At 61.7% G+C, this 16,083-nt stretch carries 12 protein-coding genes; 7 read left to right on the forward strand and 5 right to left on the reverse strand.

All coding sequences use genetic code 11. The features are described from left to right. The 5 genes from nirB to G9X68_RS09780 all read right to left on the reverse strand — a co-directional run bounded on the left by nirB (nucleotide 1) and on the right by G9X68_RS09780 (nucleotide 7,211). Nucleotides 1-2,451, reverse strand: coding sequence for a nitrite reductase large subunit NirB (nirB, locus tag G9X68_RS09760; RefSeq protein ID WP_011651608.1), 2,451 nt, complete (start codon nucleotides 2,449-2,451; stop codon nucleotides 1-3). A 17-nt stretch (nucleotides 2,452-2,468) separates the two neighbouring features. Then, the gene (locus G9X68_RS09765; RefSeq protein WP_171602235.1) at nucleotides 2,469-3,737 is read right to left on the reverse strand and encodes an MFS transporter; all 1,269 of its coding nucleotides are present in this window, start codon (nucleotides 3,735-3,737) and stop codon (nucleotides 2,469-2,471) included. A 481-nt stretch (nucleotides 3,738-4,218) separates the two neighbouring features. Continuing rightward, nucleotides 4,219-5,499 carry an ABC transporter substrate-binding protein gene (locus G9X68_RS09770; RefSeq protein ID WP_171602236.1) on the reverse strand — a complete coding sequence of 427 codons (1,281 nt, stop codon included), beginning with the start codon at nucleotides 5,497-5,499 and terminating at the stop codon, nucleotides 4,219-4,221. 34 nt (nucleotides 5,500-5,533) lie between these two features. Further along, complete coding sequence (locus G9X68_RS09775) at nucleotides 5,534-6,121, reverse strand: ANTAR domain-containing response regulator (protein ID WP_168310182.1); 588 nt, start codon at nucleotides 6,119-6,121, stop codon at nucleotides 5,534-5,536. A gap of 85 nt (nucleotides 6,122-6,206) precedes the next feature. Continuing rightward, entirely contained in the window at nucleotides 6,207-7,211 is a 1,005-nt protein-coding gene (locus tag G9X68_RS09780) for a LacI family DNA-binding transcriptional regulator (RefSeq protein ID WP_171602237.1), read from the reverse strand. A 228-nt stretch (nucleotides 7,212-7,439) separates the two neighbouring features. Here G9X68_RS09780 and G9X68_RS09785 point away from each other — a divergent pair, with 228 nt between their 5' ends. From G9X68_RS09785 to G9X68_RS09815, 7 genes are all read left to right on the forward strand, one after another. Then, entirely contained in the window at nucleotides 7,440-8,579 is a 1,140-nt protein-coding gene (locus G9X68_RS09785; RefSeq protein ID WP_003538869.1) for a sugar ABC transporter substrate-binding protein, read from the forward strand. A 77-nt stretch (nucleotides 8,580-8,656) separates the two neighbouring features. Continuing rightward, the gene (locus tag G9X68_RS09790) at nucleotides 8,657-10,195 is read left to right on the forward strand and encodes a sugar ABC transporter ATP-binding protein (RefSeq protein ID WP_171602238.1); all 1,539 of its coding nucleotides are present in this window, start codon (nucleotides 8,657-8,659) and stop codon (nucleotides 10,193-10,195) included. Next, entirely contained in the window at nucleotides 10,192-11,187 is a 996-nt protein-coding gene (locus tag G9X68_RS09795; protein ID WP_017991160.1) for an ABC transporter permease, read from the forward strand. Before G9X68_RS09790 ends, G9X68_RS09795 begins: the two co-directional genes overlap by 4 nt. Continuing rightward, nucleotides 11,184-12,167, forward strand: coding sequence for an ABC transporter permease (locus tag G9X68_RS09800; RefSeq protein WP_072638700.1), 984 nt, complete (start codon nucleotides 11,184-11,186; stop codon nucleotides 12,165-12,167). Before G9X68_RS09795 ends, G9X68_RS09800 begins: the two co-directional genes overlap by 4 nt. A gap of 117 nt (nucleotides 12,168-12,284) precedes the next feature. After that, nucleotides 12,285-14,117, forward strand: a complete 1,833-nt coding sequence (locus G9X68_RS09805; RefSeq protein WP_171602239.1) for a TRAP transporter large permease subunit — start codon at nucleotides 12,285-12,287, stop codon at nucleotides 14,115-14,117. 13 nt (nucleotides 14,118-14,130) lie between these two features. After that, nucleotides 14,131-15,129: a TRAP transporter substrate-binding protein gene (locus tag G9X68_RS09810; protein WP_171602240.1), complete on the forward strand. Its 999-nt coding sequence runs from the start codon at nucleotides 14,131-14,133 to the stop codon at nucleotides 15,127-15,129. 291 nt (nucleotides 15,130-15,420) lie between these two features. Then, nucleotides 15,421-16,080 carry a peroxiredoxin gene (locus tag G9X68_RS09815; RefSeq protein ID WP_138329881.1) on the forward strand — a complete coding sequence of 220 codons (660 nt, stop codon included), beginning with the start codon at nucleotides 15,421-15,423 and terminating at the stop codon, nucleotides 16,078-16,080. Nucleotides 16,081-16,083 lie beyond the last annotated feature (3 nt).

Here is a 16,083-nt window from a genome sequence, read left to right on the forward strand (position 1 = left end):
TTATTCTGCAGCCTGCGGATAGCCGATCGTCGCCATCGGCTTGAACTCGTGCTTGTCCTTGCCGGAAACACGCTCCGACCAGGGGTCGACCTGGGCAAATTTCTGGGAGAAGACGAAGCGCTCGTAATAGGCTTTGCGCTTTTCGGCATCGCCCATGATCTGGCGGCGGATTTCCTCCAGGCCGATGCGCTTGGCCCATTTGTAGATGCGCTCGAGATAGCGGGCTTGCTCGCGGTACATCTGCGTCAGGGCCACGATATACTCCAGCGCCTCGTCCTCGGTCCGGACAAGACCAAGGACCTCCGTGCCCTTGATGTCGAGACCGGCCGCACCGGCGAAATGGATCTCGAAACCGGAATCCACGCAGATCACGCCGATATCCTTGCAGGTTGCTTCCGCGCAGTTGCGCGGGCAGCCGGAGACGGCCATCTTCAGCTTGGCCGGCGTCCAGGAGCCCCACATGAACCTTTCGATGCGGATACCGAGGCCGGTGGAATCCTGCGTGCCGAAGCGACACCAGTCCGAACCCACACAGGTCTTCACGGTGCGCAGGCCCTTGGCATAAGCCTGGCCGGAGACGAAGCCGGCCTTGCCGAGATCGGCCCAGACGGCGGGCAGGTCTTCCTTCTCGATGCCGAGCAGGTCGATGCGCTGACCGCCCGTCACCTTCACCATCGGGATCTCGAACTTGTCGACGACATCGGCGATGGCGCGCAGCTCGTTCGAATTGGTGACGCCGCCCCACATGCGCGGAACGACGGAGTAGGTGCCGTCCTTCTGGATGTTGGCATGCACGCGTTCATTGATGAAACGCGACTGGTAGTCGTCGGCATATTCGTCCGGCCAGTCGCAGACCAGGTAATAGTTGAGCGCCGGCCGACATTTGGCGCAGCCGCAGGAGGTCTTCCATTCGAGCTCCTGCATGACGGCAGGGATGCTCTTCAGACCCTTGGCCTTGATCAGCCGGCGAACGTCGTCATGGCCGAGTTCGGTGCAGGTGCACATCGGCTGTACGGCAGTCGGATTGTAGCTGTCGCCGAGCGTCAGCGCCATGAGTTGTTCGACGAGGCCGGTGCAGGAGCCGCACGAGGCGGATGCCTTCGTGTGGGCGCGTACATCGTCGAGCGACGTCAGCCCCTTGCCTGAAATCGTCGAAGTGATCTTGCCCTTGCATACGCCGTTGCAGCCACAAATCTCCGCGTCATCCGGCAAGGCTGCAACGGCCGCCATAGGGTCCAGCGGCGACCCTCCCTGATAGGCCTGTCCGAAGATCAGCGTCTCGCGCATCTCCGAAATATCGGTTGCCTTCTTCTTCAGGTCATTGAACCAGGCACCATCGGCGGTTTCGCCGTAAAGCACGGTGCCGATGATCTTATTGTCCTTCAGCACCAGGCGCTTGTAGACGCCGGCGCTGGCATCGCGCAGCACGATCTCCTCGCGGTCGTCGCCGTCCGCGAAATCGCCGAGTGAATAAAGCTCGATGCCGGTGACCTTGAGCTTGGTCGGCGTATCCGCATGAACGAAGGCCGGCGAGCGATCGCCGGAGAGATGCGAGGCGGCGATACGGGCCATTTCATAGAGCGGCGCAACGAGGCCATAGACCATGCCGCCCACCTCGGCGCATTCGCCGAGCGCGAGAATATCGCCGTCCGAGGTCTGCATGCCGGCATCGACGACGATGCCGCGATTGACCGCAATGCCGGCGTCCTTCGCCAGGCCGACACTCGGACGAATGCCGACGGCCATCACAACCAGCGTTGCCGGGATGATGCGGCCGTCGTCAAGCTCGATGCCCTCGACCTTACCATTGCCAACGATCGCCTTGGTATTGGCCTTGCAGATGACCTTGATGCCGCGTTCTTCTACCGCCTTCTGCAGCAGATAGCCGGCGGCCGGGTCGAGCTGGCGCTCCATCAGCGTCGGCATAACATGCAGCACGGTGACGTCCATGCCGCGCTGGGCAAGACCGGCCGCTGCTTCGAGGCCAAGCAGGCCACCGCCGATGACGACCGCCTTTTCGCGCGACTGGGCGGCAAGCAGCATTGCCTGCACGTCGTCGAGATCGCGATAGGTGATGACGCCGGGCAGATCCTTGCCGGGAACAGGGATGATGAAGGGCACCGACCCGGTTGCGATCACCAGCTTATCGTAGCTTTCGGTGACGCCGTGGTCGGAGGTGACGGTCTTGGCGGCGCGATCGATATTGACGATCTTGTGGCCCTTGTAGAGCATGATGCCGTGCTTGATATACCAGCCGTCACCGTGAATGATGATCTGCTCGTAGTCCTTTTCTCCTGAGAGAACCGGCGACAGCATGATGCGGTCGTAATTGACGCGCGGCTCGGCATTGAAGATCGTAACTTCATAGCGACCCGGCGCCTGCTCGAAGAGGTGCTCCAGCATGCGCCCGGGCGCCATGCCATTGCCGATGATGACAAGTTTTTCGGTCATATTTCCAGGTCCTTAGATCAGGTTGCAGCCACGGGCGCCGAGTGCCCTTGGCGCGACAGTTGCTTGACGGACAGGTGCATCCAGATGAGAGAGATGACGACGATCGCAAAAAGCAGCAGGAAACAGCTGGACCAAAGGCCGGTCATGTCCTTGAGGAGGCCAAAGGCAATCGGAAGGATGAAGCCGCCAAGGCCGCCCATCATCCCGACGACGCCGCCGACTGCGCCGACGTTTTCCGGATAATAGGCCGGAATGTGCTTGTAGACGGCGGCCTTGCCGAGGCTCATGAAGAAGCCGAGCACGAAGATGACGACGATGAAGATGACGGGGGTGAGGCCGAACGCCGGACCCGTCCCGCCACTGGAAGCAGCCGGCAGCGAAAGGATGAGGGTGGCGACGGCCGACACGGCAAGCATCGTATACATCACGCTACGCGCGCCCTTCTTGTCCGACAGCACGCCGCCGAAGGCGCGGAAAATGCTGCCCGGGATGGAATAGGCGGCCGCGACCATGCCGGCGGTTTCCAGGTTGAAGCCATAGACGCCGACCAGATAGCGCGGCAGCCACAGCGACAGGGCGACGAAGCCTCCGAAGGCGAAGAAATAATAGAGCGAGAAGCGCCAGACCTGAACGTTCTGCAGCGGCGCGAATTCCTGGGCAAAACTCTTGGAGGTAGCGCCGCGTTCGCGGCGGAGACGGAAGGCCGGATCATCGGTCGTGGTGAACCAGAAGACGATTGCCATCAGTGCCAGGCAGACGGCCCAGATCTCCGCAACCGCCTGCCAGCCCCATGCGAGCAGCACGAAAGGGGCGGCGAATTTGGTCACAGCCGCGCCAACATTGCCGGCGCCGAAGATGCCGAGCGCGGTTCCCTGCTTCTCCGCCGGGAAGAAAGGCGAGACATAGGCGACACCGACTGCGAAGGAGCCGCCAGCGAGGCCGACGCCGAGGCCGGCGATCAGCATCTGTGTATAGGTCTGGGCGTAAGAGAGCAGAAAGGTCGCCAGTGCGGCGGCCAGCATGGTGAGCGTGTAAACGAGACGGCCGCCGTAACGCCCCGTCCAGATGCCAAGGACGATGCGCACCAGCGAACCGGTGAGCACGGGGGTGCCGACCAGCAATCCGAACTCGGCCTCGTTCAGGCCAAGATCCTGCTTGATGCGAATGCCGATGATCGCGAAGATCGTCCAGACGGCAAAACAGAGCGTGAAGGCTATAGTGGAGATCCACAATGCCTTGGCTGGTTCGCCGGCGGACATGGACTGTGATTTCTCGATGACAGACATAACTTCTCCGAGGCCCGACAAGGTCGTGCCGATCCATCGCTGAGGGTTAAAACAAAAAGCCGCTGGTCAGGACGCGCATACCCGAGGCGCGCAAAATATCCTGATCAGCGGCTTTGCTGGTGGCGCCCGCCGTTGGACGCCGAATTCTTGGGCCTTCTGGCCCATTTGCCTGGAGGCAATCCGTTGGCCGGATTGCTCAAGCTAAAACCTGCCTCTTCGATCCGAAGAGCAATCTCTGTGTCTTCCATGAGCGTCTATCGCGCGCTCACTCTGCGCTGATCGTCATTGACCGGTGCTACAAAGACCATGCAAACTGCGTGCCAGTTTTGTGATTTATGTTCAATCCACTGAATACAAATGATATTTTACGAAACGCGCCGCCTGCTTGTTTTTCGGGCCACCACCTGCTCATGCAAATATTTTGTGCGCTTGTCGTGAGGCGGGCAGATGCTTGCTGGCGTTTTGTGCATGCCGGCATCGCTTAGACCTCGTCGTCGGAAATGAAGGGGAGGGCGCTTTTGACGGCAAAACCTGCGACATAGTCCGGCAGCCTCGCCGGGTCGAAGACGTGGCCGTCCATGAAACGGTCGCCCTCGTCGCTGCCCTCGATGCGGATATCGGCATCTTCAGGTGCGTTGCCGTCACCGAGAGCCGTGCGATAGAGATCCGGCCGGTAAGCGGATGCCGCGGCCCTCGCCATGTTGAGGCTGATCTCGGCCTGTCCCCAGCGGATCATCTGGCTGTAGATCCAAAGCGCATGGCTTGGCCGGGGATAATTGGCGAAGCCGGAATGGAACATGAAATAATCGGCAATGATGCGGCGGTTACCCTTTGCGTCGAGGCTGAATTCGCCGGCGAGCACACGGCGAATAATCTCGACGGGGGCAGCGATATAGCGCGGGTCGGCAAGAGCGGCCGCCAGCGCGTCGTGATTTTCCGGCCGGTCGCACCACTGGGCTGCCGCGTCGAGGGCCACGATCAGCCGGGAAACGGTTTCCGGATGGCTTTCCGCCCAGTCCGGCCGCATGCCGATCACCTTTTCCGGTGCCGACGGCCAGATATCCTGCTTGGCGGCAACGATGCGGCCGACGCCGCGCTCTGAAGCGACCATGTTCCACGGCGCGCCGACGCAGAAACCGTCGATCGCACCGGCTGCCAGCGCATCCGAAGTCATGGGCGGCGGCACCACGACAAGCCTGACGTCCTTGTCGGGATCGATGCCGCCGGCCGCCAGCCAGTAGCGGAATTCGTAATTGTGCGAGGAGAAGGGATAGGTGACCCCGAAAGTCGGCAGCGGCTCGCCGCGCGCCTTCATTGCCGCCAATGTTTTTGCCAGGGCGCGGGCATTGTCGAGCGCGCTTGCCGTTTCGGGCAATCCCGCGTCATTCCGCATCCTGTCGAAAAACCGCGTCGACAGCGTGATCGCGTTGCCGCCGCGCCCCAGCGAAAATGGCGTGATCGTCGGTGAGGGATTGGAGCCGAGGCCGAGCATCGAGGCGACGGGCATCGGCGACAGCATGTGGGCGATGTCGAACTGGCGGAATGCCAGGCGGTCACGCACATTCGCCCAGGAGACGTCCTTGACGAGATCGAGCGTCAGGCCTTCCTTCCGCGCGAAGCCGAATTCTGCGGCCGCAATCAGCACCGATGCATCGACGAGCGGAATGAAGCCCGCCCGCAGTACTTTCGGTCCTTCGTTGTTCACCCGCGCGGGCGAGGGCATGTCGCCGCCGGAGTTGGAGGTCTTCGTCATCATATCCACTCCGGTTTCCTCCGGAAATTCATCAGGTCGGCCATTACATCAACAGCCCCGCGGCAGTGACGACGCTCTGGGCAATGTCCGACATCTTCTTCTTTTCGTTCATCGCTGTCTGGCGCAGCAGGGCGAAAGCCTCTTCCTCGGAGAGGCCGCGCATCTTCATCAATATGCCCTTGGCGCGCTCGACCAGCTTGCGTTCCTCCAGCGCGGAGCGGGCATCGGCAAGTTCCCGCCGCAGCCGGTTGAAGGCATTGAAGCGGCTCACGGCCATGTCGAGGATCGGTTTGACGCGTTCCTTCTTCAATCCATCGACGATATAGGCCGAGACGCCGGCATCGACAGCAGCCTCGATCGAGGCCGTGTCGGACCGGTCGACGAACATGGCGATCGGGCGGCTGACGGTGCGCGTCAGCTGGAACAGATGCTCCATCATGTCGCGGTTGGGATTTTCGATATCGATGATGATCACATCGGGCATCAGCGTTTCGATGATTCGCGCGATGCCGTTGACCTCATGCACGACGGTGACGCGCGTATGCCCTGCCTCGCGCAGGCCTTCTTCGATGATGGAGGCGCGAATGGCATTTTCGTCGATCACCAGAATTGTCAGATCGAGATGCGTCATGGCTATATTCATGACGCAGTGCAGCAAATTTGGCAAGCGCGCCAGCCTGAAAAGTGTGCAAAAATTAAGTATGCACAATATATGATCAGATTGCCGTGCTTTCGCGCGGAATCAAGGCAAAGGCGAGGTCGATCTGCTCGGCCCTCGATACCACGGAGGAATTCAACGCGGCAAGCACCCTTTCGGCCGCGAGTTTTCCGGTTTCGAAACGCCGAGTCGCGATCGAGGAGAGGGAGGGTGCGGCGCAGGCGGCGAATTCCAGGTCGTGAAATCCGATGATCGAGATGTCATCGGGCACACGGATGCCGCGTTTGCGGCATTCCTGCATGGCGCCGAGCGCCAGATTGTCGTCAGTGCAAAAGATCGCCTCGGGCACGTCGCCACGTTCATGCGTCATGGTGAAGAGGTCGGAGCCGAGTGCCACGGAACTATGGCGTGGCCTCTCGGCGATGATCTCCAGATTCGGCAGCCCCGCCTCCCGCATCGCCAGCCGGTAGCCGTCGAAACGCGACTGGGCGCGGTGGTCGAGATTGCCGGTCAGGAAGGCGATCCGGCGGAAACCCCGTTCGATCAGGTGCTGCGTCGCCGTCTGCCCGGCATGCTCCTGCGACATGCCGATGTTGAGGTCGATCGGGTTTGGAGAAAGCTCGAAGGTCTCGACAACGGGCAGACGAGCCTGGGCGAGAAGCTGACGCGAGAGCGGCGTGTGATGAGTGCCGGCGATGATGATCGCCTCCACCCTTTGCCCGAGTAATGCCTTGATGGCGTTTTCCTCCTCGATCTCGGAATAGCGGCTGTTGACGACGATCACCTGGAAGCCGGCGGCGACCAGCACCTCGTGAAGCGCAAACAGATATTCCGCGAAGATAACGTTGTAGAGGGTCGGAACGATGACGCCGATCGCATGCGTGCGCGAGGAGGCGAGGCGGCTCGCGGCAATATTCGGCACATAGCCGAGTTCCTTGACGGCGGCATCGACGCGCAGCCGCAGGCCTGGCGAGACCGCATCGGGCTTGCGCAGCACCCTCGAAACCGTGATCGGGCTGACGCCGGCAAGATTTGCCACGTCATCAAGTGTTATCCGCCGCATGCAAGTCCCGCCATTCGTCCCATAATATTGATTCTCATATTCTTTAAAAATAGAGAATATTCGCTCGTTGTTGTAGTTGACAGCGCTAGCAGATACGATTTGACAGCGCTGTCAACTATGTTAACCTAAAATTGTACCGGAAAGGGACGGGGTGGAGCCTTCCGGGACCAAGTATGCAAATCAAAGCATAGGAGAGGCGGCTCGGTCCGCCTGAGGAGGAGAACATTCATGTTTAAGGTGAAAGAAGCCAAATTGGCTCGCATTGCCGCGTTTTCCGTATCCGCGCTTGCCCTGCTCTGCGGCGCGGCCAGTGCGGAACCGAAGGTCGTGTCCGGTCCGGCCGCCGAGCCCGGCTGCATGGTGCCGTGGGCAGCCGACACACAGTTCCTGCAATATCCGAAGAAGGACGGCCCCTATCGCATCGCGCTCGCCAACGGCTATATCGCCAACACCTGGCGTATCCAGATGGTGCAGACGGCCAAGGCCTACGCCGCCCAACCCGATGTCGCGGCCAAGCTGAAGGAGTTCAAGGTCGTTTCCACAGGCGAGGATGTGCCGGCGCAGATTTCCGCCATCAACAACTTCATCGATGCCGGTTATGATGCCATCGTCGTCAACGCGCAGAACCCGACCGCCTTCGGGCCGGTGATCAAGCGCGCCAAGGAGGCCGGGGTCGTCCTCGTCGCTTTCGACAATATCCTGGACACCAAGGACGCTATCAATGTCAACGTCGACCAGAAGGGGCTCGGTGTCCTCTGGGCCGACTGGCTGGTGAAGCATCTGCCGAACGGCGGCAAGGTGCTGGAAGTGCGTGGCGTCGCCGGCACCTCGGTCGATACGGATCGCCACAACGGCATCCACGAAACCCTGGACGCTTCGGGCAAGAAGTTCACGGTAACCGAGGTCGTCGGAAAATGGGATGACGGCGTTGCCCAGAAGGCAACTGCTGACGCGATCGCCACCAACGGCCCGTTCGACGGCATCACTGCCCAGGGCGGCGATACCGGCGTCGTGCAGGCGATGATCGATGCCAAACATCCCTTCGTGCCCTTCGGCGGTGAGACGGAAAATGGCTTCCGCAAATTCTGCGCTGCCCATGCCGCCGACGGCCTGAAGTGCTCGTCCGCCGGCACCGGCCCGGCCCAGGTCGCCGTCGCCATCAAGACGGCGATTGCAGCCCTTGAAGGTCAGGTCGTGCCGCAGGCCGTCAAGCTGCCGACCGCGATTGTTTCGGATCCTGATTTCAAGGAAGGCGAGGATTATTATCCCACCCAGTCCGACAACTTCTTCGTCGGCAATTCCTTCCCCACCTGCGGCATTAATTTCAGCGCTCAGGAAATCATGGGGCAGTCCAAAGAGAACCAATAGCAGCCGTCCTCCGGATCTGATTGCGGGTGTTCGCACCCGCAATCTCGAAGGTGATAGACCGAATGGAGGCTGGATGCATGACCTTGCCCGAACCGCTTTTCCGCATGGAAGGCATATCGAAACGCTATGGCGGTGCCGTCGCGCTTAAGGATGCCGATATCGCCATCCGGCCGGGCGCGATCCATGCCGTCCTCGGCGAGAACGGCGCCGGCAAATCAACGCTGATCAAGATCATGGCGGGCGTCGTGGCGCCTGATGAAGGACGCATGCTGCTCGACGGTAAGGAGATCGCCTTCGCCTCGCCGGCCGCCGCCAATGCGGCGGGCATCGTCTGCGTTTTCCAGGAGCTTTCGCTGATCCCCGACCTCTCGGTCGCCGACAACATCGTCATCAGCAATCCACCGCTGAAATTCGGCATGATAGACCGGCGCAGGCAGCGGCGGATCGCCGAGGAAGCGTTGGCGCGCGCCGGCGCCTCCGACATTCATCCGTCCGCCTTGGTCAAGGACCTCCCTCTGTCCCGGCGGCAAATGGTCGAGATCGCCAAGGCGCTTGCCCGCAAGCCGCGGCTGATGATCCTCGACGAGGCGACCTCGGCGCTGACGCAGTCGGATGTCGAAAAGGTCTTTGCCGTGCTGAAGCGCCTGCGCGCCGAGGGAATGGCGCTAATCTATATCTCCCACCGCATGAACGAGATCGCCCAGCTGGCGGATGAGTGCACGGTCTTCCGCAACGGCCGCAGCATCGAATCCTATCCGGCCGGCACGAAGACCGACCAGCAGGTGGTGGAGCTGATGATTGGCCGCGAATACAGCAATGTCTTTCCGCCGAAACCGGCGCATCGCGGAGAGGTAAAGCCGGTCCTTTCCTGCCGCGACCTTTCCTGGGGCGATAGGCTTTCCGGCATCACCTTCGATATCAAGCCCGGCGAGATCATCGGCGTCGGCGGCCTGGACGGGCAGGGACAGCGCGAATTGCTGCTGGCCCTCTTCGGCGTGCTGCGCGATGTGAAGGGTGAAGTCGTAATCGACGGCAGGCCGGTGACGCTGAAAAGCCCGCGTGATGCCAAGTCCGGCGGCATCTCCATGGCGCTGATCCCCGAGGATCGGAAGACCGAAGGGCTGATGCTGCCGATGACCGTGCGCGAGAACCTGTCGATTGCAGCCCTCGACCGCGTCTCGCGCAACGGCGTCATCGATCGGGCGGCCGAACGACGCGAGATCGACGATCTGTTCAAGCTGTTGGCGATCAAGGCCGCGACGATCGACATGCCCGTTGCCGCGCTATCCGGCGGTAACCAGCAGAAGGTGGTTATCGCCAAATGGCTGATGAACAGGCCGCGTATCATCCTGCTCAACGATCCGACGCGCGGCATCGACGTCGGCACCAAGCAGGAAATCTATCTGCTGCTGCACAAGCTTGCCGATGCGGGCGCGGCGATCATCTTCTACTCCACCGACTACGATGAACTGATCGGCTGCTGCGACCGCGTGCTCGTCATGTATGACGGCCGCATCATCCGCGAGCTCGAAGGCGCCGAGATCAACGAGCACGAACTGATCGGCGCAGCTCTCAACATCGCCGGCGACCACGTAGCGCAAAGGATTGCCCCATGAACAAGCATGCTTCCGGCGACCGGCGGTTCTGGTATGCGCAGCAGAAGGGAACGCTGTTTGCCGCACTCCTCTTCGTCGCCATGTTCGCCCTCTACGTCTCGAACCACCCGGCGGGCTTCACGCCCAACGTCGTGCAGACGGCTTCGAACAAGGCGACGCTGCTCGCCTTCGTCGCCATGGCGCAATGCCTGGTCGTCATCACCGCCGGCATCGATCTCTCGGCCGGCATGGTTCTGGTCCTCTGCAATTGCCTCGCCTCCTGGCTGGTCGTCGGCACGCCGCTGCAGACGGGAACTGGCATCGTCGTGGTGCTGCTCGCCGGGCTGGGCTGCGGCATGCTGAACGGGCTCATCATCATCTTCGGCCGGCTGCAGCCGATCGTGGCGACGATCGCGACCAGCGCGATCTTCTATGGGCTGGCGCTGTTGCTGCGACCGACGCCCGGCGGCTCGGTCAACGAGGATTTGGCCGATGCCTTCACCTCGAAGCTCTTTGGGATCGTTCCGGCAAGCCTAGTGGTTCTCCTCGCTGTCATTGTCGTCATCTGGGTTCCGTTCAGCCGCTCGGCGATCGGCAGGGCGGCCTATGCGGTGGGTTCGGCCGAGAACGCCGCCTATATGTCGGCAATGCCGGTCAAGCGGGCGAAATTCACCGCCTATGCATTGGCGGGACTGCTTTCGGCGATCGGCGGGCTCTATCTCACCTTTTTCTCCTATACCGGCGAAGCGGCGTTTGCGAGCGGCAACGCCTACACGCTCTATTCAATCGCGGCGGTGGTGCTCGGCGGCGTTTCCCTTGCGGGAGGCAAGGGAAGCGCCGTCGGCGCTGTCTTCGGAGCCCTGGCCTTTCGCACGATCGGCGACCTGCTCTTCGTCTTCGATTTCGATCCGCTTTGGCAGCCGCTGTTCCAGGGCGTGGTGTTGATGCTGGCGATCAGTATCGGCTGCATCGGGCTTGCCAGGGTCCGCAATCGGCTGGAGTGGTTTCAATGAGCGAGGAAGCGTCCCTCATGCGGCAGCTTCGAGTGCCCACACGCCTGCGCGGTATCGATCCGGCGGTGGCAACCGCCTTCGGATGCATCATCCTGCTTCTGCTCGCCGGATCGATCTATTCGCCGAATTTCTTGTCGCCGGATTATCTACTGCAGCAGCTGAAGGTAGCCTCGTTCCTCGGCGTCATCGCCACCGGCATGATGGCGGTCATCCTGCTCGGCCAGATCGACCTTTCGGTGCCATGGGTCGTGACGACAGGTGCGATGATGGCCTGCGCCGCGACGGCTTATGGTACGACCGGCTCGGTTCTGGCGATCCCCTTCGGCATTTTCTGCGGCGCTGCGATCGGTCTCGTCAACGGCCTGGCGGTCGCCTATCTCCGCATTCCCTCGATGATCATCACGCTGGCGACCAATGCCGTCGCGCAAGGGCTGATGGTCGTCTACACCGGCGGCTTCTCCCCGCAGGATTCGGCCACGCCGGCCATGCGGTTCCTGGCAACCGGCTACACAATCCCGGGACTCCCTAACGGGGTTCTCGTCTGGCTATGCGTGGGTTTGGCCGCCGTTTTCATGCTGACGCGGACGACCTTCGGCCGGTCGCTCTACGCCATCGGAAACCGGGAGCGCGCCGCCTACATGTCCGGCATCAATACTCGTCGCATTACGCTTCTGGCTTTTGTTATTTCGGGAGGGCTCAGCGCGCTCGGCGGCGTTCTGCTGGCGGGTTACGCGTCAAAGGCGTCGCAATCCATGGGCGACGCCTATCTGCTGCCGTCGATCGCGGCCGTCGTTCTCGGCGGCACGCATGTGCTCGGCGGCAAAGGTTCCTACCTCGGAACGGTGGCGGGCGTAATCCTGATCACCCTGCTGCAATCCATCCTCTCGGTGATGCAGATCGAGGAAGCCGGCCGCCAGCTCATCTACGGCGCCGTCATCATCGGCATGCTCCTGCTCTACGGCCGCCAGAAGCCGGCCTGATCGGCGCTGTCGATACTTTCATCTTTTCCAGCATCCGCTGCTTGAGGAAACCTATCGTTTCGGCGAAAAGAAGCTGCCGCGGTTCGATGTCAGCAGGGAAGTCAGAAGGTACGTTTTGTGGCCACCAGCGAATTTCATTCGATCGAACGGACCGCTCTGGATGATGGACTTGTTGCGCGCGCCTTGAAGGCGATCGAAGCGGTTCTCGGCATTGCCGCGGCACTCGTTCTCGCCGTGCTGCTCTTGATGGTGCTCGTCACAGTGTGCCTCCGCTATTTCTTCAGCGCCGGCTTCATCGGCGCCGAGGATCTCGGTATCTGGCTGCATGTGGGTCTGATCGCGCTCGGCGCGCCGCTCAGCCTCAACAGTGCGCTCGCCATGCGCCTCGACGTCTTCGTCAAGATGCTGCCGGAAAGCCTGCAGAAGGTCACGCCGATCGGCGCCGATGTCTTCACCGTGCTTTCGGCGCTGATACTCAGCTTCGGTGGCAGCGAGATCATGACGATGCTCGGCGGCGTCTCGCCGACGCTCGGCGTGCCGGAATGGATCCGCTTCGGCTTCCTCGGCACCAGTGGCGCGCTGATCCTCGTCGTGCTGCTTCTGCAGCGCATCGCCGAAGGCAAGATCCTGCCGGTCTTGATCTCGCTAGCCGTCGGTGTCGGGCTCTATGCCGGCATTCCGCATGTCTCGCTCGATCTCGACTGGCCGCCGAGCATTTTTCTCGGACTGATCGCCGCGGTCGGCCTCGTGCTTGCTGCGCCGCTGCCGCACGCCTTTCTTGCCGCAGCCTATGTCGTCATCGCCTTCGGCAGCAGCCTGCCCGAGCCGGCGATCGTTTCCGCCACCGTCACCGGCGTCTCGAAATTCCTGCTGCTCGCCATTCCCTTCTTCCTGCTCGCCGGCGGCCTGCTGACGGCCTCAGGCGTCGCCAACCAGCTCGTGCGCTTTGCCGCCGCCATGGTCGGTCATCGCCGGGCCGGGCTGGCGCAGACGACGCTGTTGACCAGCGTCCTCTTTTCCGGCGCCTCCGGCTCGTCGGTCGCAAATGCCGCTTTCGGCGCATCGACCTTCCAGCCCGAGCTGGTCAAACACGGCTATCGGCCAGCGCAGGCGGCGGCGATCATCGCCTCGACATCGGTTCTCGATAATGTCATCCCGCCGTCGATCGCCTTCCTGATCCTTGCGACCGCGACCAATCTTTCCGTCGGCTCGCTGCTCGTCGGCGGCTTCTTCGCCGGTGGCCTGATGGCCATATGCCTGGCGGTCGCAATCCATCTGACGGTCAGCGAACAGGTGCCGTTGCCACGCGCAAATGCGAAACAGCGCTGGCAATCGGCGGTCCAGGCAATCCCGGCTTTCGGGCTCGGCGTCATCGTTGTCGTCGGCATCCGCATCGGTATCGTCACCACCACGGAAGCCGCCGCTCTTGCTGCTTTCTACACGCTGCTGCTCGGCATCGGCGCGCGCCTCGGCATTCTCTCGCTCTATGCCGCTTTTCGCCAGGCAGCAGTCGAAGCGGCGGCGATCGGCCTTCTCATCGGCACGGCCGGCCCCTTTGCCTTTTTGCTGGCGGTCGACGACGTGTCGGGACTGATCTCGCATCTGACGACGGTGCTCGGCGGCAGCGCGCTTGCGGTCATCCTGCTGTCGAACGTCATCCTGCTGGTGGTCGGCCTCGTTCTCGATATCGGCGCCGCGATCCTGCTCTTCGGCCCGATCCTGCTGCCGGCAGCGGTCGCCGCCGGCATCGATCCCATTCAGTTCGGGGTGATCATCGTCGTCAACCTGATGATCCACGGACTGACGCCGCCGCTCGGCATGCTGATCTTCGTTGTCAGCGGCGTTACGCGCATTCCAGCCTCAGAGCTCTTTCGGGCGGTCGTTCCCTATCTGCTCGCTCTCCTGGTCTCGCTCGCAATCCTCTGCGCCTGGGCCATCATCTTCTCGTAAACAGGACAACCCCATGGACAATTTCAACCGCCGCAATTTCCTGAAGACCGCAGCGCTCACTGGTGCGGCGCTGGCGGCGCCCGCCTTCGTCCGCACCGCCGCCGCCCGCACGACGACGATCACGATCGCTTCGCTGCTCGGCGACGACATGCCGGAAACGAAGATCTGGGTGAAGATCGGCGAACTGGTCGAAGCGAAGCTTCCCGGCCAGTTCAAGTTCAATATCGTCAGAAACGGTGCGCTCGGCGGCGAGAAGGAAGTGGCCGAAGGCGTGCGCCTCGGCTCCATCCAGGCCAGCCTGTCGACGGTCTCGTCGCTCTCCGGCTGGGCGCCGGAACTGCAGATCCTCGATCTGCCCTTCCTTTTCCGCGATGCCGACCATGTTCGCAGGACCGTCGCCGGCGATGTCGGCGCCGACCTCAAGCAAAAACTGCAGGCGCAGAATTTCGTCGTCGGCGATTTCATCAATTACGGCGCCCGCCATCTCCTTACCAAGGAACCGGTGACGCGGCCCGAGCAGCTAAAGGGCAAGCGCATCCGTGTCATCCAGAGCCCGCTGCATACCAAGCTCTGGAGCGCATTCGGCACCACGCCGATCGGCATTCCGATCACCGAGACCTATAATGCGCTCGCAACCGGCGTCGCCGACGCGATGGATCTGACCAAATCGGCCTATGCCGGCTTCAAGCTCTATGAGGTCGTGCCCGATATGACCGAGACCGGCCACATCTGGGCATCCGGCGTCGTCTATTATGCCTCGACCTTCTGGGCCGGCCTCAACGACGAGCAGAAGGCGGTGTTCCAGCAGGCTTCCAGCGAAGGGGCTGCCTATTTCAACCAGTTGATCGTCGACGACGAATCCAAATCCGTCGAGACTGCACTTGCCAACGGCGGAAAGCTCTTGAAGCCGGAAGCCTTCGACGAATGGCAGAAAGGCGCCCAGGGTGTGTGGGACGATTTCGCACCTGTTGTCGGCGGCATCGACAGGATCAAGTCGGTCCAGGCAGCCTGAGCGAGGGGCAGGGCGGTTATCCTGCAGCTTTTGACGGGACCGACGGAAAAACCATCGGTCTCTTCATCGCGCGCACTTACCGGAAAAATAATGCCGGAGCAGGCCGGAAATCGAAAGAGCATGCCTTCGGCGATCGTGGTATATGACTTACCTAAAATCCTGGAATGGGAAGTTTTTACCTTCGGCCGGTGCGATCCTGTTGACCGCAATCTCGCGACCGCTTCCGGCGGACGGATCCCATGGCCGATTTGAGATAAACAACATTGAACACAAGGCTTTGGAGGGCCGACCATGAGCTTACGTATCAACGATATTGCCCCCGATTTTACCGCCGACACCACCCAGGGACCGATCAGCTTCCATGAGTGGATCGGCAGCGGCTGGGCTGTCCTGTTCTCGCATCCGAAGAATTTCACGCCGGTTTGCACGACCGAGCTCGGCGCCATGGCCGGCCTCGCAGGGGAGTTTACCAAGCGTGGCGCCAAGATCATCGGCATCTCCGTCGATCCGGTCGAAAGCCATGCCAAGTGGAAGAACGACATCAAGACCGCCACCGGCTTCGACGTCGAATATCCGCTGATCGGTGACAAGGACCTCAAGGTCGCCAAGCTCTACGACATGCTGCCGGCCGGCGCCGGCGAGAGCTCGGAAGGCCGCACGCCTGCCGACAATGCGACGGTGCGTTCGGTCTTCATCATCGGTCCGGATAAGAAGATCAAGCTGATCCTGACCTATCCGATGACGACGGGCCGCAATTTCAATGAGATCCTGCGCGCCATTGATTCCATCCAGCTGACCGCCAAGCACCAGGTGGCGACACCGGCGAACTGGAACCAGGGCGAGGATGTCATCATCACCGCCGCGGTTTCCAACGAAGACGCGATCACGCGTTTCGGCTCCTTCGATACGGTTCTGCCCTATCTCAGGAAGACCAAGCAGCCGACGGCCTGATTG

Origin of the sequence: Rhizobium changzhiense, assembly GCF_013087625.1 — a bacterium.
Lineage (GTDB): Bacteria > Pseudomonadota > Alphaproteobacteria > Rhizobiales > Rhizobiaceae > Rhizobium > Rhizobium sophorae.